The organism is Mesorhizobium sp. B2-7-2 (assembly GCF_006440775.1).
GTDB lineage: Bacteria > Pseudomonadota > Alphaproteobacteria > Rhizobiales > Rhizobiaceae > Mesorhizobium.
In genome coordinates this window covers 73,554-90,939 of the sequence record NZ_VFTZ01000024.1, presented here as the reverse complement: position 1 = coordinate 90,939, position 17,386 = coordinate 73,554, and the positions used below count along the sequence as shown (strand labels likewise).

The following is a 17,386-nucleotide window of genomic DNA, read 5'->3' as shown; positions in this document are numbered from 1 at the left end:
GTAGGGGAGTAGGGGAGTAGGGGAGCCACTTCCGGGGTGCCGTTTTGCGGCAACCTAACATACTCCCTTACTCCCCTATTCCCTTACTCCCCTGGATCTACATCTTGTCGATCACCGACTGCACCCCTTCCGTCGGCGCGTCGACCGACGAGCCGGCCACCATGATGGCTGCGACGATCGCCTCCGGGTCGTCGACCACCAGCGGCTTCACGCGATGCGCGGTGTGGATGAACCCCTCGGCCGACATGTGCTCGATCAGCGCCAGCATCGGGTCCCAGAAACCCTTGATGTTGGCGAAGACCATCGGCTTGCGGTGGTGGCCAAGCTGCGCCCAGGTCATGATCTCGACGATCTCTTCGACCGTGCCGATGCCGCCCGGCAGCGCCACAAAGGCGTCGGATTTTTCGAACATGCTATGCTTGCGCTCGTGCATGTTGTCGGTGATCAAGAGTTCGTCGAGCTTGTCGAGCGCGGTCTCGGTCGCCTCCTTGTTGATCAGGAAGCGCGGGATGATGCCGGTGACCTTGCCGCCGGCCTTGAGCGCGCCGTCGGCGACAGCGCCCATGATGCCCTTGGTGCCGCCGCCATAGATGAGGCGCAACCCGGATTTGGCAAGCGAGCGGCCAAGTGTGTGGCCGGCCTTGATATAGGCCTCGTCGCGGCCCGGAGACGAGCCGCAATAGACGCAGACGGATCGAATCGTGTTCATGGCGATGATTGGTGATGGGGACGGTCGGCGGGGTCAAGCCCGCGGACGGGCTTTTTCTTGTCGGACTCGGGAAAACACGCTAGACCGGGCGTTAGGTGGCTAAGGGGGCAATACGGAATTATGGCGATCAATCCTTCTAAGGCGTTCTTGTTCGCGGCGGGCGGCGTTGTCGCCGTCGCGGCCGTCGCCTATGGCTCGGGTGCGCTCGATCCTTACATCGACAGCCAGAAGCCGGCGCAGGTCGCGACGCTGCCGCAGACCGATGCAAAACCGGCTGAATCCTCGAGCACGAGCACGGAGGCGCGTGTGCCCCAAGCTCCTTCAAACACAATGGCTCCTTCAAACACAATGGCTCCGGCGAACACCATGGCGCCAGCCAACACCATGGCGCCCGCCAATAAGATGGCGCCAGCCAACAATGCGGCAGCGGCCCAGGCGCCCGCCGCCACCGGTCCGACACTGCCGACCTTCGATGTCGTGCGCGTCGAGGGCAATGGCTCGATCGTCGTCGCCGGCAACGCCGCGCCCAACGCCAAGGTCGAGATTTTGAATGGGGGCACGGTGCTCGGCTCGACCGAGTCCGGACCCGACGGCGCCTTCGCCATCGTGCTCGACGAGCCGCTGAAGCCCGGCGACTATACGATCACGCTGCGCCAGACGGTTGGCGGCATCGCCGTTGCCTCGGCCCAGACCGCCGTCGTCTCGGTGCCGCAGAGCCCGACAGGCCAGGTGCTGGCCATGGTCGAGGAGCCGGGTAAGGCCTCGCAACTGATCACCGTTCCTGAGACCGAGAGCAAGCCGGCGGCGTCGGCCGCGACCGATCAGGCAGCGGCGCCCGCGACCCAGGCAACGACCGCGCCGGCGGCATCGGACACGGCCTCGGCGCCGGCCGCGACCGCGCCGGCCGCCACAGACCAGGCGACCGCGCCGGCTGCGGCCGCCGCGGCGGAGCCCAAGATCGCGGTCGAAGCGGTCGAAATCGACGGCAGCAAGATCTTCGTCGCCGGCACGGCCGATCCCGGCCGCAAGGTGCGCGCCTATGCCGACGCCATCCTGCTCGGCGACGCCAAGACTTCGGCCGACGGGCATTTCCTGATCGAAGCGACGCGCGACATTCCGGTCGGCAGCTACACCATCCATGTCGACGGCCTGGACAATGATGGCGTCAAGGTCGTCGCCCGCGCTGCCGTCCCGTTCGAGCGCGAGCCCGGCGAGTCGGTCGCCGCCGTCGCCCCAAGCGGGACCAAGCCGGCCGAGACCAAGACCGCCGAAATCACGACCGACACAGCAACGGCCGAAGCGGCCAAGCCCGCCCCGGCCGCCGGGGGCGCTGCCAAGGTTGCCGAGGCGACGCCCTCGACCGACGTGCCCGAAACGGTCGCGCCAAAGCTCGAACATGCCGACAGCGCCGTCATCATCCGCCGCAACGACACGCTCTGGCGCATCTCGCGCCGCGTCTACGGCCATGGCACGCGCTTCTCGACGATCTATCTGGCCAACAAGGACCAGATCCGCGATCCCGATCGCATCTGGCCGGGCCAGGTGTTCAAGGTGCCCTCGACTTCGAAGGAAGGCGAGGCCGCCGACATGAAGGCCATGGGCGAGCAGATGACAGCCGCACCGGCGAAGACGGAGTAGGGGTTGGCGAATAGCCAATCTCCGCCCTTGTGGGGGAGATGCCCGGCAGGGCAGAGGGGGGCGCTGTCCCGCCGACTTGTCAGTCTTGCTGCTTCCCGCAAATCGCCGACGCCAGCGATGTACCACCTTATTTTGATTGGTCGCGTTCCTTCGCGCCCCCCTCTGGCCTGCCGGCCATCTCCCCCACGAGGGGGGAGATCAGCAGCTCCGGCCATTCTACCCATGCGCCTAGCTTGCCCTCCCATCGTTCATCGTCTATCGCCGATGAACGATGTCCGAATCCCCCGACACCCGCTGCACCGAAAGCCGCGCCATTGCCGCGCGGCTGGCGGCGCTGTCGCATCCGGCGCGCATCGAGATCCTGAAACATCTCTCGGCCAGCCGCTGCTGCTCCTGCCGTGAGGTGGTCGATCACCTCGATCTCGCGCAGTCGACCGTTTCGCAGCATCTGAAGGTGCTGGTCGAGGCCGGGCTCGTCCGTTTCGAGGCCGACCGGCAGCGCTCGCGCTACGCGGTCGACCACGCCGCCCTTGCGGGTGTCTCCGCTTCGCTCACCCAGCTCGTCAACTCCTGCTGCCCCAGCCTCTCACCCATAAGGCAAGACTAGTGGCCGAAAAGACCGTATCCGCCGAAGCCGGCACCCTCACCACCCTGCGCAATCTGTGGCCCTATATGTGGCCGGCCGACCGCGCCGATCTCAGAGCCCGCGTCACCTGGGCGACGCTGCTTCTGGTCGTCGCCAAGGTCACCTTGGTCGCCGGCCCGTATTTCTTCAAATGGGCGACCGATGCGCTGGCCCATGGCTCGAAGACACCGCCGCCGCTGCCATCCTTCCTGCTGGCGCCGGTGGCGCTGGTCATCGCCTATAACGTGCTGCGCCTGATCCAGCTCGGCTTCAACCAGCTGCGCGACGCGCTGTTCGCCCGTGTCGGCCAGTATGCGGTGCGCCAGCTCGCCTTCCGCACCTTCGTCCATATGCATCAGCTGTCGCTGCGCTTCCATCTCGAGCGCCGCACCGGCGGCCTGTCGCGCATCATCGAGCGCGGCACCAAGGGCATCGAGACGATCGTGCGCTTCATCATGCTGAACACGGCGCCGACCATTCTCGAATTCGCGCTGACAGCCGGCATATTTGCCTTCACCTATGGCTGGAAATACGTCGCCGTGGTCGCCGTCACCGTCAGCCTCTATGTCTGGTTCACCGTCAAGGCGAGCGACTGGCGCATCTCGATCCGCCGTGACATGAACGACAGCGACACCGACGCCAACACCAAGGCGATCGACTCGCTGCTCAACTTCGAGACGGTCAAATACTTCACCAATGAGCGCATGGAGGCCGAGCGCTTCGACCGCTCGATGGCACGCTACGAGATCGCCGCGACGAAGACCTGGACCTCGCTCGGCTGGCTGAACTTCGGCCAGGGCCTCATCTTCGGCCTCGGCACGGTCATCGTCATGTGCATGTCGGCGCTGGAGGTGCAGGCCGGCAGGCAGACGGTCGGCGATTTCGTCTTCATCAACGCCATGCTGATCCAGCTTTCGGTGCCGCTCAATTTCATCGGCTTCATCTACCGCGAAATAAGGCAAGGGTTGACCGATATCGAGCATATGTTCGACCTGCTCGACGTGCCCCAGGAGATCGTCGACAAGCCGGATGCCAAGCCTTTGAAGGTCGGGCCCGGCAAGGTCGAGTTCCGCGACGTGCATTTCTCCTATGATCCCAACCGCAAGATCCTGAAGGGCGTCTCCTTCGAGGTGCCGGCCGGCAAGACGGTTGCGATCGTGGGCCCGTCCGGCGCCGGCAAGTCGACCATCTCCCGGCTGCTGTTCCGTTTCTACGACGTTCAGGGCGGCAAGGTGCTGATCGACGGGCAGGACATCCGCGACGTCACGCAGGAGAGCCTGCGGGCGGTGCTCGGCATGGTGCCGCAGGACACCGTCCTGTTCAACGACACCATCGCCTACAACATCCGCTACGGTCGCGTCGGCGCCAGCGAGGAGGAGGTGCGCAAGGCGGCCGAGCTCGCCCAGATCGGCCCGTTCATCCAGAAGCTGCCAGAGGGCTACAAGTCAATGGTCGGGGAGCGCGGGCTGAAACTTTCGGGCGGCGAGAAGCAGCGCGTGGCGATCGCCCGCACCATCCTGAAGGCGCCGCCGATCCTGATGCTGGACGAGGCGACCTCGGCGCTGGACACCCAGACCGAGCAGGAGATCCAGGCAGCCCTCGACCTGGTCAGCAAGGGCCGTACCACGATCGTCATTGCTCACCGGCTGTCGACGGTGATTTCGGCCGACGAGATCATCGTGCTGAAGGACGGCCAGATCGCCGAGCGCGGCACCCATGCGGCGCTGCTTGCCAAGCACGGCCTCTACGCCTCGATGTGGGACCGCCAGCGCGAGGCGACCGAAGCCGAGGAGCGCCTGCGCATCGCCCGCGAGAGCGACGAGTTTGGGGTTATTGTGCGCAGGAGGACTTCGGAGGTGAGCTAGCTGTGGCTCTTCCTTCTCCCCTTGTGGGAGAAGGTGGCCGCGAAGCGGCCGGATGAGGGGTGTTCCAGCGGAGTGAGACGCTGGCGTTCCCTGGAACACCCCTCATCCGGCTCGGCGCTATCGCGCCGATCCACCGCCCGGCCCTTCGCAGGCTCAGGGCGTTCGAAGCTCGAAAAGCCAAGCAATTGGCTTTTCGTCCGCTAACGCGGACCGCTTCTCACCCCACAAGGGGAGAAGGGAAGGACAAAAATTCCCCTTGACCTCAACCTATCTTGAGCTTGCAAACCGTCTCCGAGCCACCTGCCAGGCAAACCTTCCAAATCGGAGATGGATGAAAATGACCGCCAATAATCCCCGCACCGGCAGCGTGTTCCGGGTCGATAAATTCGTCGTGCCGGCGCAAGCGCGCGACGAAATCCTCAGCAAGGCCAGGATGACGCATGAATTGCTGCGCCAGCAGGAGGGTTTTGTGCAGGACTTCCTGCTCGAGCAATTCTCCGGCCCGGGCGAGTTCAACCTCGTCACCATGGTCGAGTGGGAAAGCCAAGCCGCGGTTGACAAGGCGGTGCCGATCGTGAAGGCCGCGCATGAGCGTATCGCCTTCAGCGCGCAGGAAACGATCGCGCGCCTCGGCGTCAAGGCCGACATCGCCAACTATCGGCGCGTGCCCGAACTATAGGAAGGCCATCCGGCTCCGGGCACCGAAACAGCGGCGCTCAGCACCTGGCCGGTGCGGGCGTCGCTCACCATACTTTCGAACCCGCGCCATTCGGCGGCGGCGATGAACAACGTCCTGCCGTCGGCGCCGCCCAACATGCAGGCAAAGCAGCCGCGATCGACCTCAACCCTGTCGATTTTCTCGCCGCCTTCGCGAACCCTGACACAGTGGCGGTTCGGCACGTCGGCATACCAGACACAGCCTTCGGCATCGATGCAGATCCCGTCGGGATAGTCGTTGCCGAGATCGGCCCAGACGCGCCGCTTGGAAAGGCTCCCGTCCTCGCCAATATCGAAGGCGGTTAGCCTCCTGGCGTGGGACTCGGCGACGATCAGTGTCTTGTTGTCCGGCGTCACCGCCATGCCGTTGGCGAAGGCGATATCCTCGGCGACCTGCCGCACGCCGCCGTCCGCTGCGACCAGCACGATCGTGCCCGGTCCGAAATGCTCGCCCGGCGCCGGCGCCGGCCCGCCGCCATTGACATAGATATTGCCGCGCCCATCGACGACGATCTCGTTCCACGGGTTCTTCGACAGATGCCTCAGATCGGCATGGGTGACGAGCGTCCCGCCTGCCTCCTGCCGGAGCAGCAGGCCTTCCCGGCCCGAGACCACCAGAAGCCGGCCATCCGGCAACCAGTCGATCGAATAGGGCAGGACGGCCGGCACGGTAAGCATCACCTCGCTCCGGCCATTTTCGTCCACCGCGACGATCTCGCCGGTACCCCAGTTGCAGAGCCAGAGCCGGCCGTCATGCCAGCGCGGCGACTCGCCGAAGGCGAGGCCTGTTGTCACGACCTTGGCACTCATTGAAGACGGTTTCGGCGAAGGCATTGGCGGGCTCCCTGGGTGTCCTCTCGCCAAGGACGTGTGACGGAGCCGAGTTCCTACATACGGAGCAAAAGTTAGGCTTGCGTGCCGGCGTTGCTGCCTCCCCCATTGTTGCGTTGCGGGGAAGGGGGCTTTCCGCTATTGAGGCGCATCCTGAAACAGGGACCGCCCCAAGCCCTATGACGCTTCTCGACTCGGTCAAGAATACATTCGTTCCGATCCATCGCGAAGGCTATCCCTTCATCGCCGCCTTCGCCGCGGCGACGCTGTTTCTCGGCTATTTCTCCTCGGTCCTGTTCTGGATCGGACTGATCCTGACCGCATGGTGCATCTATTTCTACCGCGATCCCGAGCGCGTCACCCCGGTCGACGACCGGCTGGTGGTGAGCCCGGCCGATGGCGTGATTTCCGCGGTCGGCCCCGCCGTGCCGCCGAGCGAGCTTGGCCTGGGCTCGGGCGAGATGACCCGCATCTCGGTGTTCATGAACGTGTTTTCCTGCCACATCAACCGCGCTCCGGTGCGCGGTCGGATCACGCGCATCGAGCACAAGCCCGGCAAATTCCTTAACGCCGAGCTCGACAAGGCAAGCGCGGAGAACGAGCGCAACGGCCTAGTCATCGACAGCCCGAACGGCACGATTGCCGCTGTCCAGATCGCCGGCCTTGTGGCACGGCGCATCGTCTGCTGGGCCGAGATCGGCGGTACGATCGCGATCGGCGAGCGTTTCGGCTTGATCCGCTTCGGCTCGCGCGTCGACGTCTTCCTGCCGTCGGGCGCCGTGCCGCGCGTCGCGGTCGGCCAGACGGCGGTCGGCGGCGAGACCGTGCTTGCCGAATTCGGCGGCACCGCGGTCACGCCCTTGGTCAGGGTTTCCTGAGCGTTGGGCGCGCCGTTCAAGAAATTCGAGGCCCATGCCAGCGGCGGTCCGCGCATCCGCGAGATCCCGATGCGCATGGTGCTGCCCAACCTGGTCACCGTGCTTGCCATCTGCGCCGGCCTTTCCGGCATCCGCTTCGCCTTCGAGAACCGCTTCGAGATCGCTGTGGTCATGGTGCTGCTTGCCGCTTTCCTCGACGGCATCGACGGGCGGCTGGCGCGCATGCTGAAGGCGACCTCGAAATTCGGCGCGCAGATGGATTCGCTGGCCGATATCGTCAATTTCGGCGTGGCGCCGGCCCTGGTGCTCTACGCCTTCCTGCTCGACCGCGCCGGCTCGCCGGGCTGGATCGCCGCACTTCTCTTCACCATCGCCTGCGGCATGCGGCTGGCCCGCTTCAACGTTCTGGCCGACGACGCCGAGCAGCCGGCCTGGCAGACCGAATATTTCGTCGGCGTGCCGGCCCCGGCGGGTGCTGTGCTGGTCATGCTCCCGCTCTATCTTTATTTCCTGCGGCTTGGTCTGGAGCCCAGCCGGCCGGCCGCCTTCGTCGCCACCGGCTTCACCGTGCTGGTCGCTTTCCTTCTGGTCAGCCGCCTACCGGTCTACTCGGGCAAGAGCGTCAAGGTGCCGGGCGACAGGGTGCTGCCGGTCATCCTGGGCGTCGTGCTCTACATTCTCTTGCTGATGACCTATCCCTGGTACACGCTGACGGCTTCCGTCGCTGGGTACCTGCTTTTCCTGCCGTTGTCGGTGCGCGCCTATTCGAAGCGGGCCATGCGCGAAGGCGAGAAGGTGCCGCCGTCGGATATCGGGTAGCGCTGCGCCCTAGGCCGCCGCACTCAGCCCCAGCCGGTCGATCGCCAGCTTTCTTGCCGAGATGTAATCCGTCTTGCCCGAACCCAGCACCGGGATATCGTCCACCTTGATGATGTCGTTGGGCACCATCAATTCGGCCGCGCCGGCTTTCTTGCCGAACTGGCGCAGCTCCTCGGCATTGGCGTCGTCGGCGGTGGTGACCAGCACGATGCGCTCGCCGCGCCTCTTGTCGGGCACTGCCACCGCCGCGTGGCGCTCTTCCGGCCATAGCGACTGCACCAGCATCTCGACGGCGCCCAGCGACACCATCTCGCCGGCGATCTTGGCGAAGCGCTTGGCCCGCCCGCGTATGGTGATGAAGCCCTCGCGGTCGACCGAGACGATGTCGCCGGTATCGTGCCAGCCTTCCAGCCGCTGCAATTCGCCGGGACGGTCGGCGGTCATATAGCCCATCATCATGTTCGGTCCGTCGAGCCACAGCCGGCCGCCCTCGGCGATGCCTTCGACCGGCTCCAGCTTCATGCGGATCGCCGGCAGCGGCCGCCCGACTGTGCCGTCGCGGCTGTGGATGGCGGTGTTCACCGCCACCACGGGCGCGGCCTCGGTCAGCCCGAAGCCTTCGACGATCGAGGCCTGGAAGCGGTCGCGATAGGTGCGCCGCGTCTCCGGCTTCACCGCTTCGGCGCCGGCCACGACGAAGCGCAGGCTGGAGAAGTCGCCGTCCTTGGCGGTGCGCGCGTAATTGGCGAGGAAGGTGTCGGTGCCGAACATCACGGTCGGTTTCACCTTGCGGGCGATCTCGGGGATGATCTTGTAATGCAGCGGCGAGGGGTAAAGGAACAGCTTAACGCCCAGCACCAGCGGCAGGATGGTGCCGCCGGTCAATCCGAAGGAATGGAACACCGGCAGAACGTTGAGCAGGATGTCGGCCGGCGAGACGGAGACGCGCGCCTCGGCCTGCATGACATTGGCAAGCAGGTTGCGGTTCGACAGCACCACCGCCTTCGGCGTGCCTTCCGAGCCGGAGGTGAACAGGATGACAGCGGGCTTCGCGGCTTGCTGCCGCTGCAGCGGCAAACGCCACAGAAGCGCTGCGGCGACCTTGTCCAGGGTCGTCACATTTGCGCGCACATCTTCCAGCCACAGCATCTTGGCGCCACCCGCCTCGACCGCGGCGACGATATCGTCGATGCCCGCCTTTTCGATGAAGGCGCGGGAGGAAACCACCGTCCTGATGACGGCAGTGCGGATCGCCGCGGTCACGCTCGCCGGGCCGGCGGTGTAGTTGATCATCGCCGCCACCCGGGCAGCTGAGACCAGGCCGACGAAGGACAGCACCACGCCATTGGCGTTGGGCAGCAGCACGCCGACCGCTTCGCCGGGCGCCGTCACCGCCTCGAAATGGCGGCCGAGCACGCGCGCGCCGATGAACAGCTTGCGGTAGCTGAGCGAACCGGAAATCACATCCTCGATGATCGGCCGCGAAGGGCCGATGCGGTCGGCGGCGTCGCGCATGGCGAGGAAGAGCCCGCGATCGAGATTGGTGCCGTAAAGCCGCGCCTCGGCGAACCGGTCGAACAGCGCATTGGTGTTGGACGCCATGTCGGGATTGCGCGCCACCAGCTCGGCAATGGTCATCGGCTCCAGCACACTCATCGAAAGCCGCGGGAACCAGTGGCGCGGCGCTTTTTCCTTCGGCGTCAGCGACACCGGCAGGTCACGCGTGCCGGCAACGAAGATTGGCACGATGCGTGCGTCGGCCTGCATGGCGATGCGCGTGATGGCGCGAAACAGCCTGAAGGACTTGACGTCCGGCTCGACATTGTCCGGCAGATAGACGGCAAGCCGCCCCTTGCCCTTGAGCACGCGCACCAGCCGGCGGCTGACGAAGATATGCTCGGCGTTGAAGGCGATAGTGCGGGCAAGCTCACGCCACGGCTCCAGCCATGGCGAGCGCGCCGAAGCCTCGTCCAGGATGTGCAGCGTGTCGTCGGGAAGCAGCGACAGCATCAGCGCCGGCTCGATGCGCGACTGGTGCCAGACCACATAGATGACGGGGGTCTTCGCGCTGCGGGCAATGCGGATGCGGTTATCGGCGATGCGGTAGGCGAGCTTGAACGGAACATAGAGCAGCGCCTGGGTGAAGCGCAGGTCGAGCCGGAACCGCTCGATCACGGCGATCAGCAGCCAGGCAAGGACAAGGCCCGCCAGCAGCGCCAGGGTCAGGATCATGCCGCTCTCTCCCAGTCTCCTCCAGGACGCGGCTCTTGGCGACCGCTTCGGTGGCAGAGGGTAGCGGAAGTGCGGGCAAGGTCAATGCGGACTGAAGCAGTGCCTCGATCTCCACTTGAAAAACTCTGACACATGTCGTAAGTAAACCGACACGTGACGGAGAGGCAAAGATGGCCAGTTTCCCGACGGGGTTTGCCGAAGCACCACACATGGAGCCGGAGTTCGAACGGCTGATCGACCTGTTCGGCGGGCCGAAGGTTCTTGGATCCTCGGTATCCAGCCCGCTCGAGGCGCATGAAATGATCCTGCATGGAATTCCAAGCCAGGCTCTGGAAAGCCTCGTCAGGCAATTGACCGTCATCGAAGCAGATGCCTTCGAGGCGGCATTCGGCATGAGCGAGCGGACATATCAGCGGCACAAATCTGATCACTCCCGGACGCTCAATCGGGAGCAGGGTTCAAGGACCTGGAATTTCGCCAGGGTTCTCACCAAGGCCACGTCTGTTTTCGGCAACCAGGAAGCGGCCGAGAAATGGATGATTGAGCCTGCCATGGGCTTGGACAACCGGCGACCCATCGATCTCTTGGCCACGGCGGCGGGTACCATGCTTGTACAGGAATTCCTCGAACGGCTCGACTACGGTGTCTACGCGTGACGCCTCTGCCGGGTTCTCTCGGAACGGGCGATGTCCTCGGCTGGAGACTTGATCACAAACGCTTCCAGGCAAGCTGGGACAGCGGTGAGGGAGCCTTCAAGCTCGGGGGAAGGTGGAACAGCAAAGGCGTCAGGGCTGTCTATGCATCCATTGACCCCTCGACCGCCATTCTCGAGGTGGCCGTACACAAAGGATTTCGGACGCTTGATACAGTCCGCCACGTGCTGACGGCATTCGAGATCTCCGATCCTTCGAAAATTCATGTGGTGGAAATCGGCGATATTCCAAACGCAAACTGGCTTCGGCCAGGCATTCCAAGCGCAGGGCAGCAACAGTTTGGCGACGGTCTCTTGGCGGAGCACCCCTTATTTCTGATTCCGAGCGCCGTGTCCCAGCATAGCTGGAACCTGGTGTTCGATCCCGGCCGCGCGAGCGGCCTCTACAAGCCGCGCCTGCAGGAGGATTTTGCGCTGGATACCAGGCTTCATCCTCCCACGAGATAGCGTACCGTCCAGAGAGGCGGCGGAGCGAAACACCCTACGCCGCCTTCAATCTCCCGCTGATGAAGCGGAACTCCTGACTCTTGCCGCCATAGCCATAGGCCGCCGCCGGCACCTCATGCATGAAGGCGTAGCTTTCCTCATGCACGCCGCCCAGAAGCCGGCCGAAAGCCTCGAAGATCGCCTTGAGGTAGGCTTCGAGCTCGAGCTTGGTGTTGGTGCCGTCGACCACCTTGATATCCAGCCAGAACGTGCTGGTCCCATGCCCGGCCAGCGACTTGCCGCCGGCGAACCAGTGCTGCGGCTCGATGTAGTTGACGGCGACCGCAGTGATCGTCGGATCCTTGTGCAACAGCTTCGCGGTGGTGTCGGTGGCCTCCTTGGCGATTGCCGCGGACAGCTTGGCGTCGGGCTTGCCGGTGACGCTGATATTGATGATCGGCATTTTTCTCTCCTTTGGCTTCGCGCGTCGCGCTCTCGATGGGAGAGATATGGGCTCATCCCTACATCAATAAAATCGAATTGTTTTTGATAAATCATTCGATATCATCGAAGTATGGAAACGCTCGATCCGGATCTTCTGAAGACCTTTCTCGCCTTTGTCGATGGCGGCTCGCTCGCCAGGGCCGCATCTACCGTCGGCCGCACGCCGTCGGCGGTGACCGCGCAGATGCAGCGGCTGGAAGAGATCGTCGGCGAGCAATTGCTCACCCCGCAGGGCAGGGGACGCGGGTTGACCCCGGCCGGCGAGGACCTTGTCGGCCATGCACGGCGCATTCTTGCCGTCCACACCGAGGCGTGGCTGGCGCTGAAAGGCGCGCGCGCCGGCGGCCGCATCGCCATCGGCACGACGCAGGATTTCGCCGATCAGGGTCTGCCGGACCTGCTCCGGGCCTTCGCCGCCAGCCATCCGCGCGTCAGGGTCGAGCTCCGCGTCGGTCGCTCCCTGGAGCTTGGGTCAGCGCTGCAGGCGGGCCAGCTCGACCTCGCGATCGCCATGCGCCATGCCCCGTCGCCGGATGAAGCGGCTGTGATCAGCGAGCCGATGCTGTGGCTCTGCTCGGAAAAAGGCCTGGCGGCGCGGCAGGAGGTGGTGCCGCTGGCCCTGCTCGATCCCTATTGCGGCTTCAGGGAGGCGGCGCTCAACGCGCTCGACGCCGCCGGCCGCCGCTATCGCATCGCCGCCGGCAGCGCCAGCCTTGCCGGCCTGCGCGCCGCGGTCAATGCCGGCATCGCGCTGACGCCGCGCACCCGGCGCTTCGCCCATTCCGGAATCGTCGAGGCATCTGCCGATTTCGACCTCCCGCCGCTGCCGATGGCCGATTTCGCCATCCGGCTCGGCCGCGAAGCCGCGCGTCCCGCGCGGGACCTGGCGGAGCTGCTTGCTGGCGGGTTGGCCCTTCCGTCCTGAGGCCGGTCGCCAAAAGAAAAAGCCGACCTTTTTGAGGGTCGGCTTCTAGTCGGACGGGTCGAGGGGTTTGGGGGGACTTGGGGGGTGACCCGTCGATCCAATAATGCTCCACGCGAATGATGGTTCCGTGACCGGCGAAATATTTTTACGAGGCCGCCGATTTCGCCCTCAGCCAGTCGCGTCCGGCATGCGCAAAGACCGCGCAAAGCACGATGGCGCCGCCGATGACGCTGGCCACCGGTGGGATCTCGCCGAGGAACAGCAGCGCAAACAGGATGGCGAACGGCACCTCGGCGGAACCGAGCAGTCCGGCTTCCGCCGACGGGATCAGCCGCGAGCCTTCCGTCCACAGGATCGAGGCGAGCGCGAAGGAGCAGCCGAATGTGGCAAGCAGCACCACGTCGCGGGCGGACACGGCCAGCGGATCGGTGACGAACCAGCCGAGCACGAAAAGCAGGAAGGCCGAGACAGCGCCCGCCCAGACGACCGGCGAGTCGCGAAAAGCGCGCACCATGATCATGTAGAGCGCGCTGCCGGCGGTCATCAGCAGCGCCAGGGCGTCGCCGAACAGGTGCCCGTTGCCGAGGCCGGCGCCCACCATGATGGCGACGCCGCAAAGCGATACGGCCGCCGCAACCATTGTCTGCAGCCGGAATTTTTCCCGCACCAGAAGGAAGGCGAGCAGTGCCGCGATGAAGGGCGAAGTGGCGTAGATGACCGCGACATTGGCGACATAGGTGAATTTGAAGGCCGAGATGAAGGCGATGCTGGCGGCGGCGCCCTCAATCGCAAGCAGCCAGCCGCGCCAGCCGAGTTTCAGGCTTTCGCGCCCGCCCGAGCGGCGCCGGCGCCACAGCACGTAGAAGCTGATCAGGATCGAGCCGAAAAAACCGCGCCAGCAGGTGATGGTAAGCGGATCGGCATGGATCGACTTGGTCAACACGCCGGTGAGCGCGAAGGCGATGGCCGATGCCGACACCAGGATGATGCCGAGCGTGCGCTCGGCCGCCACGTCGGCCGCGGCAGGCGCAAGCTTTTCCGGCATGTCGAGCGTGTCCGTCATGATGCCAGCCTACCCAGTTCTTGCTGACAGCCTTCTGTCATCAGGCCTGCTCCCGTTTGCGGAAATGCTCGTTGCCGACGATGAGCAGGCCGGCGCCGACGATCAGCGCCGCGCCCATGAAAACTTCCATGCGCGGCAGGTCGCCCCAGATGGCGTAGCCCAGCGCGAAGGCCCAGACCAGCGAGGTGTATTCGAACGGTGCCATGATCGACACCGGCGCGCGTTTCATGCCCTCGAACAGCATGTATTGCGCCACGCCGCCGAGCGCGCCGACGCTGACGAGCAAGAGGAACTGCGTTCCGTCGGGCATATGCCACCAGATCAGGGCCGGGACGGCCGAAAAGAGCATGAAATAGAAATTGTTGAGCACGAGTTGGATCGTTGTGCGCTCCTGCATGGCGATCTTGCGTAGCAGCACCACGGCGATCCCCCAAAGGACGGCCGCTGCCAGCACCAGGAGCACCGGCACGGAGAGGCCGAGTCGGGTCGGATCGCAGGCGATGAAGACGCCGGCGAAGCCGATGAACACCGCGATCCAGCGCAGCAGCGGCACCGTCTCGCCCAGGATCAGCACGGACAGCACAGTAACGATGATCGGCGCGGCGTAATAGATGGTGGTGAGCTCTGCAAGCTGCAGCGAGCGCGCGGCGTTGTAGTAGCAAAGCCAGGCGGCGAGCGTGAAGGCGCCGCGCACCAGCATCGGCTTGACGATCGGCGAATCCATCGTATCGGCGAACAGCCGCCTGCCGCCGATCGCGCCGCAGGCGAGGAGCACGGTGATCGAGCGGACGAACATGATCTGCCAGACCGTCATGCCGACGACCAGAAGCTTGATCGAGGCATCCTGCGCCGAAAACAGGAAATAGGCGGCGGCCGTGAACAGGATGCCGGCCAGCACCCTTTCGCGGCTTTCCAGGATGACGACATCGGCCATGTGGGCTCAGCGTGTTCGCGTGAGGCGGTTCCGCCCCAGCCGGGACCGTTGCTCAAGCTATAGGGGCGAAAGCTTGCACGGCGCTGCTCCAGCGCGGCGCTTGCGTTGGCGCAGGTCTTTCGCTTGAACCGGTCGGAACTCCTACTGTGTCGCCTGGTAAAGCTCGGATGCCGCATCCTTCAGCGCGCGTCGGCCATCGGGCCGCAGATACATCATGTGGCCGCCCTCGACGACGTCGAGCCGGATCGGCTTGGCGTCTGATAGCGAAGGAAGCTGGTTCACCAGATAGCGCGAGGCGAGATAGGGCGTGACGAGGTCGGTATAGCCGTTGACGATGACGACGCCGAGCGCCGGGTTGAGCGAGCGCGCCCGCTGCAGGTCGTTCATCACGCCGGCATAGCCCTGGCCCGATGTGCCGTAATCCCAGCTGCGGCTGACCTCGCCATTGAGCAGCCGGTAGCTGACATCGGTGCGGTAGTTGAGCTCGTTTCGCGCATAGGCGACGAAGGCGGATGTCAGCACCGGAACGCTGCGGTCGAGCACGGGATCGGGGCCGGCCTCACGGGCGCTTTGCGGTGCGATGTCGGCGGTGCCGATGGTGGCGTCGTAGGGGCTGAGCACCTTGCCGGTGGCGCGCTGGAATTCCTTGGCGAAAAGCCCGATGGGGATGCGGGCGAAATTGCGCTGGACGAGCTCCAGCGGCAGGCCGGTGATCTCCGAGACGCGCCCGCTGGCGAGCTTGCCGCCTTGCTCCAGCCCGCTGTTCAGCGCCGTCAGGTAATCGCCGAGCGCGTAATGCTCGACCTCGGCCAGCCTGTCGCGCAACGCGTCGCCGCTCACGCCGTCGCCCTTCAGCCGCGTTGCCGCCAGCGAAGGCAGCTCCAGCGCCCAGTGCAGCTGGTCGAACTGGTCGGGCCGCACCAGCATGAATTCCAGCGCCGGCGAGATCAGCACGATGCCGCTGGGGCTGAGGCCGACATCCTCCTGCAGCGTGCGGGCAAGCAGCGCGGCGCGAAAGCCGCCATAGCTCTCGCCGGCGAGGAACAGCGGCGATCCGGTGCGGCCGTTCTGCGCCAGATAAAGGCGGATGAAGGCGCCGACCGAGCTGGCGTCGGCATCGACGCTCCAGAATTCCTTCGGCTCGTGCCCAGGCGCCTCGCGGCTGTAACCGGTGCCGACCGGATCGACGAAGACGAGATCGCTCATGTCGAGCCAGCTGTCGGGGTTGTCAATGAGCTTTTGCGGCGGCCGCAGGAACTCGCCGTCGGCGGCGGTCTCGACGATGCGCGGCCCGATCGCGCCGATATGCAGGTAAGCCGATGCAGCACCGGGCCCGCCATTGAAGACGAAGGTGATCGGCCGCTCTTTCGCAGGGGCGGGCGATTGCTGCGAGTAGGCGACATAGAAGATCTCGGCCGTCACCTCGCCCTTGCCGGATAGGAGAGACAGCGTGCCGGCCTTGGCCTGGTAATCCAGCTTGCGCCCGCCGAGCGTGATCGAATGCTCTGTCACCTGCGGTGGCGGCAACAGCGACAGCACGCCGCCGGTCGGGGCTGGACGCTCGGGTGCTTCGGCGAAGGTGGGCTGAGCGAAGGCGGCGAGCGCCAGCAGGACGAGGGAGACGAGCTTGGATCGCATGTGGGCTCCGGAAATGGTCTCGGAATAGGTATGGCCTGGGAGTGTGAAGTCAAAACAACAATCGCAAACGTTGCGATCCTTCGCGCCCCCCTCTGCCCTGCCGGGCATCTCCCCCTCAAGGGGGGAGATCAGATGTCGCGTCGGCCTTCGTCATTCTCCCACGCTCGCTAATCTCCCACGCGCTGCAGAAAGGGCGCCGCCGGAGAAGCTGCCAATCTCTCCCCAAGAGGGGGAGATGTCCGGCAGGATAGAGGGGGGGCGCTGTCCCGCCGGCATATCAGTGCTATCAAGGCATCAAAGACCGATTGGAAGGACAACACAATGGACGCAACCGCGCTCAAGGCCATGCAGGCCCCGTTGAAGGACGCCTATCGCGAGGACGCCGCGCGAGCGCTGATCACGCTCAAGGCGCGCGGCACGCTCGACGACCAGTCGATCGCCTGCAAGGTGGAGACGGGCAGAGCGCTTGCTGTCGCCGGGCTTCATCCGGCCACCGGCGGCTCGGGCCTCGAGCTGTGCTCGGGAGACATGCTGCTGGAGGCGCTGGTCGCCTGCGCCGGCGTGACGCTGAAAGCGGTGGCGACCGCCTTGGAGTTCAAGCTCGGCAACGCTACGGTCGAGGCCGAGGGCGACCTCGATTTTCGCGGCACGCTCGGCGTCGCCCGCGACGCGCCGGTCGGCTTCCGCGAGATAAGGCTGAAATTCGATCTCGACACCGACGAGCCGCAGGAGCGCATCGATTCGCTCATAAAACTCACCGAGCGCTACTGCGTGGTGTTCCAGACGATCAACAACAAGCCGGCGTTGAGCGTGAGCGCAAGCTGATCTCCCCCCTTGAGGGGGAGATGTCGCCGAAGGCGACAGAGGGGG

17 protein-coding genes are annotated in these 17,386 nt (G+C 65.2%); 10 read left to right on the top strand and 7 right to left on the bottom strand.

Annotation, left to right across the window (positions count from 1 at the left end):
* Nucleotides 1-97 precede the first annotated feature (97 nt).
* Nucleotides 98-709 (bottom strand): TIGR00730 family Rossman fold protein, encoded by a 612-nt coding sequence (locus tag FJ425_RS26065; protein ID WP_140726944.1) that lies wholly within the window; start codon nt 707-709, stop codon nt 98-100.
* Nucleotides 710-829: 120 nt separating this feature from the next.
* On the opposite strand from FJ425_RS26065, the gene FJ425_RS26060 reads away from it, so the two are divergent.
* From FJ425_RS26060 to FJ425_RS26040, 4 genes are all read left to right on the top strand, one after another.
* The gene (locus tag FJ425_RS26060; protein WP_140636091.1) at nt 830-2,347 is read left to right on the top strand and encodes a LysM peptidoglycan-binding domain-containing protein; all 1,518 of its coding nucleotides are present in this window, start codon (nt 830-832) and stop codon (nt 2,345-2,347) included.
* A 271-nt stretch (nt 2,348-2,618) separates the two neighbouring features.
* Nucleotides 2,619-2,954 (top strand): metalloregulator ArsR/SmtB family transcription factor, encoded by a 336-nt coding sequence (locus FJ425_RS26050; RefSeq protein ID WP_140636089.1) that lies wholly within the window; start codon nt 2,619-2,621, stop codon nt 2,952-2,954.
* The gene (locus FJ425_RS26045) at nt 2,954-4,837 is read left to right on the top strand and encodes an ABC transporter ATP-binding protein/permease (protein ID WP_140726941.1); all 1,884 of its coding nucleotides are present in this window, start codon (nt 2,954-2,956) and stop codon (nt 4,835-4,837) included. The genes FJ425_RS26050 and FJ425_RS26045 overlap by 1 nt, the downstream gene beginning before the upstream one ends.
* Nucleotides 4,838-5,174: 337 nt before the next feature.
* Nucleotides 5,175-5,516: an antibiotic biosynthesis monooxygenase gene (locus FJ425_RS26040; protein ID WP_181165051.1), complete on the top strand. Its 342-nt coding sequence runs from the start codon at nt 5,175-5,177 to the stop codon at nt 5,514-5,516.
* Here FJ425_RS26040 and FJ425_RS26035 read toward each other — a convergent pair.
* The gene (locus FJ425_RS26035; protein WP_140636083.1) at nt 5,492-6,364 is read right to left on the bottom strand and encodes an SMP-30/gluconolactonase/LRE family protein; all 873 of its coding nucleotides are present in this window, start codon (nt 6,362-6,364) and stop codon (nt 5,492-5,494) included. The two genes, FJ425_RS26040 and FJ425_RS26035, sit on opposite strands and share 25 nt — an antisense overlap.
* Before the next feature lie 161 nt (nt 6,365-6,525).
* Between FJ425_RS26035 and FJ425_RS26030 the strand changes: the two genes are divergently transcribed.
* Both FJ425_RS26030 and FJ425_RS26025 read left to right on the top strand, forming a co-directional pair.
* On the top strand, nt 6,526-7,263 hold the full coding sequence (locus tag FJ425_RS26030; protein ID WP_281405784.1) for a phosphatidylserine decarboxylase: 738 nt from the start codon (nt 6,526-6,528) through the stop codon (nt 7,261-7,263).
* 75 nt (nt 7,264-7,338) lie between these two features.
* On the top strand, nt 7,339-8,082 hold the full coding sequence (locus FJ425_RS26025; protein ID WP_224525202.1) for a phosphatidylcholine/phosphatidylserine synthase: 744 nt from the start codon (nt 7,339-7,341) through the stop codon (nt 8,080-8,082).
* A gap of 9 nt (nt 8,083-8,091) precedes the next feature.
* On the opposite strand, the gene FJ425_RS26020 is transcribed toward FJ425_RS26025, so the two are convergent.
* The gene (locus tag FJ425_RS26020; protein ID WP_140636081.1) at nt 8,092-10,314 is read right to left on the bottom strand and encodes an AMP-binding protein; all 2,223 of its coding nucleotides are present in this window, start codon (nt 10,312-10,314) and stop codon (nt 8,092-8,094) included.
* A 170-nt stretch (nt 10,315-10,484) separates the two neighbouring features.
* On the opposite strand from FJ425_RS26020, the gene FJ425_RS26015 reads away from it, so the two are divergent.
* Both FJ425_RS26015 and FJ425_RS26010 read left to right on the top strand, forming a co-directional pair.
* Nucleotides 10,485-10,970 (top strand): antitoxin Xre/MbcA/ParS toxin-binding domain-containing protein, encoded by a 486-nt coding sequence (locus FJ425_RS26015; protein ID WP_140636079.1) that lies wholly within the window; start codon nt 10,485-10,487, stop codon nt 10,968-10,970.
* Complete coding sequence (locus tag FJ425_RS26010) at nt 10,967-11,473, top strand: RES domain-containing protein (protein ID WP_140636077.1); 507 nt, start codon at nt 10,967-10,969, stop codon at nt 11,471-11,473. The genes FJ425_RS26015 and FJ425_RS26010 overlap by 4 nt, the downstream gene beginning before the upstream one ends.
* 34 nt (nt 11,474-11,507) lie before the next feature.
* Here the strand turns inward: FJ425_RS26010 and FJ425_RS26005 are convergent, their stop codons facing one another.
* Nucleotides 11,508-11,915, bottom strand: a complete 408-nt coding sequence (locus FJ425_RS26005; RefSeq protein WP_140636075.1) for a 4-oxalocrotonate tautomerase family protein — start codon at nt 11,913-11,915, stop codon at nt 11,508-11,510.
* 111 nt (nt 11,916-12,026) lie between these two features.
* Between FJ425_RS26005 and FJ425_RS26000 the strand changes: the two genes are divergently transcribed.
* The gene (locus FJ425_RS26000) at nt 12,027-12,881 is read left to right on the top strand and encodes a LysR substrate-binding domain-containing protein (protein WP_140636074.1); all 855 of its coding nucleotides are present in this window, start codon (nt 12,027-12,029) and stop codon (nt 12,879-12,881) included.
* Nucleotides 12,882-13,026: 145 nt separating this feature from the next.
* Here the strand turns inward: FJ425_RS26000 and FJ425_RS25995 are convergent, their stop codons facing one another.
* The 3 genes from FJ425_RS25995 to FJ425_RS25985 all read right to left on the bottom strand — a co-directional run bounded on the left by FJ425_RS25995 (nt 13,027) and on the right by FJ425_RS25985 (nt 16,516).
* Nucleotides 13,027-13,944 carry a DMT family transporter gene (locus tag FJ425_RS25995; protein ID WP_246673612.1) on the bottom strand — a complete coding sequence of 306 codons (918 nt, stop codon included), beginning with the start codon at nt 13,942-13,944 and terminating at the stop codon, nt 13,027-13,029.
* 40 nt (nt 13,945-13,984) lie between these two features.
* Nucleotides 13,985-14,878 carry a DMT family transporter gene (locus FJ425_RS25990; protein WP_140726938.1) on the bottom strand — a complete coding sequence of 298 codons (894 nt, stop codon included), beginning with the start codon at nt 14,876-14,878 and terminating at the stop codon, nt 13,985-13,987.
* A 141-nt stretch (nt 14,879-15,019) separates the two neighbouring features.
* Nucleotides 15,020-16,516 carry a peptidase S10 gene (locus tag FJ425_RS25985; protein WP_140636070.1) on the bottom strand — a complete coding sequence of 499 codons (1,497 nt, stop codon included), beginning with the start codon at nt 16,514-16,516 and terminating at the stop codon, nt 15,020-15,022.
* Nucleotides 16,517-16,837: 321 nt separating this feature from the next.
* Here FJ425_RS25985 and FJ425_RS25980 point away from each other — a divergent pair, with 321 nt between their 5' ends.
* Nucleotides 16,838-17,341 (top strand): OsmC family protein, encoded by a 504-nt coding sequence (locus FJ425_RS25980; RefSeq protein WP_140636068.1) that lies wholly within the window; start codon nt 16,838-16,840, stop codon nt 17,339-17,341.
* Nucleotides 17,342-17,386: the final 45 nt, after the last annotated feature.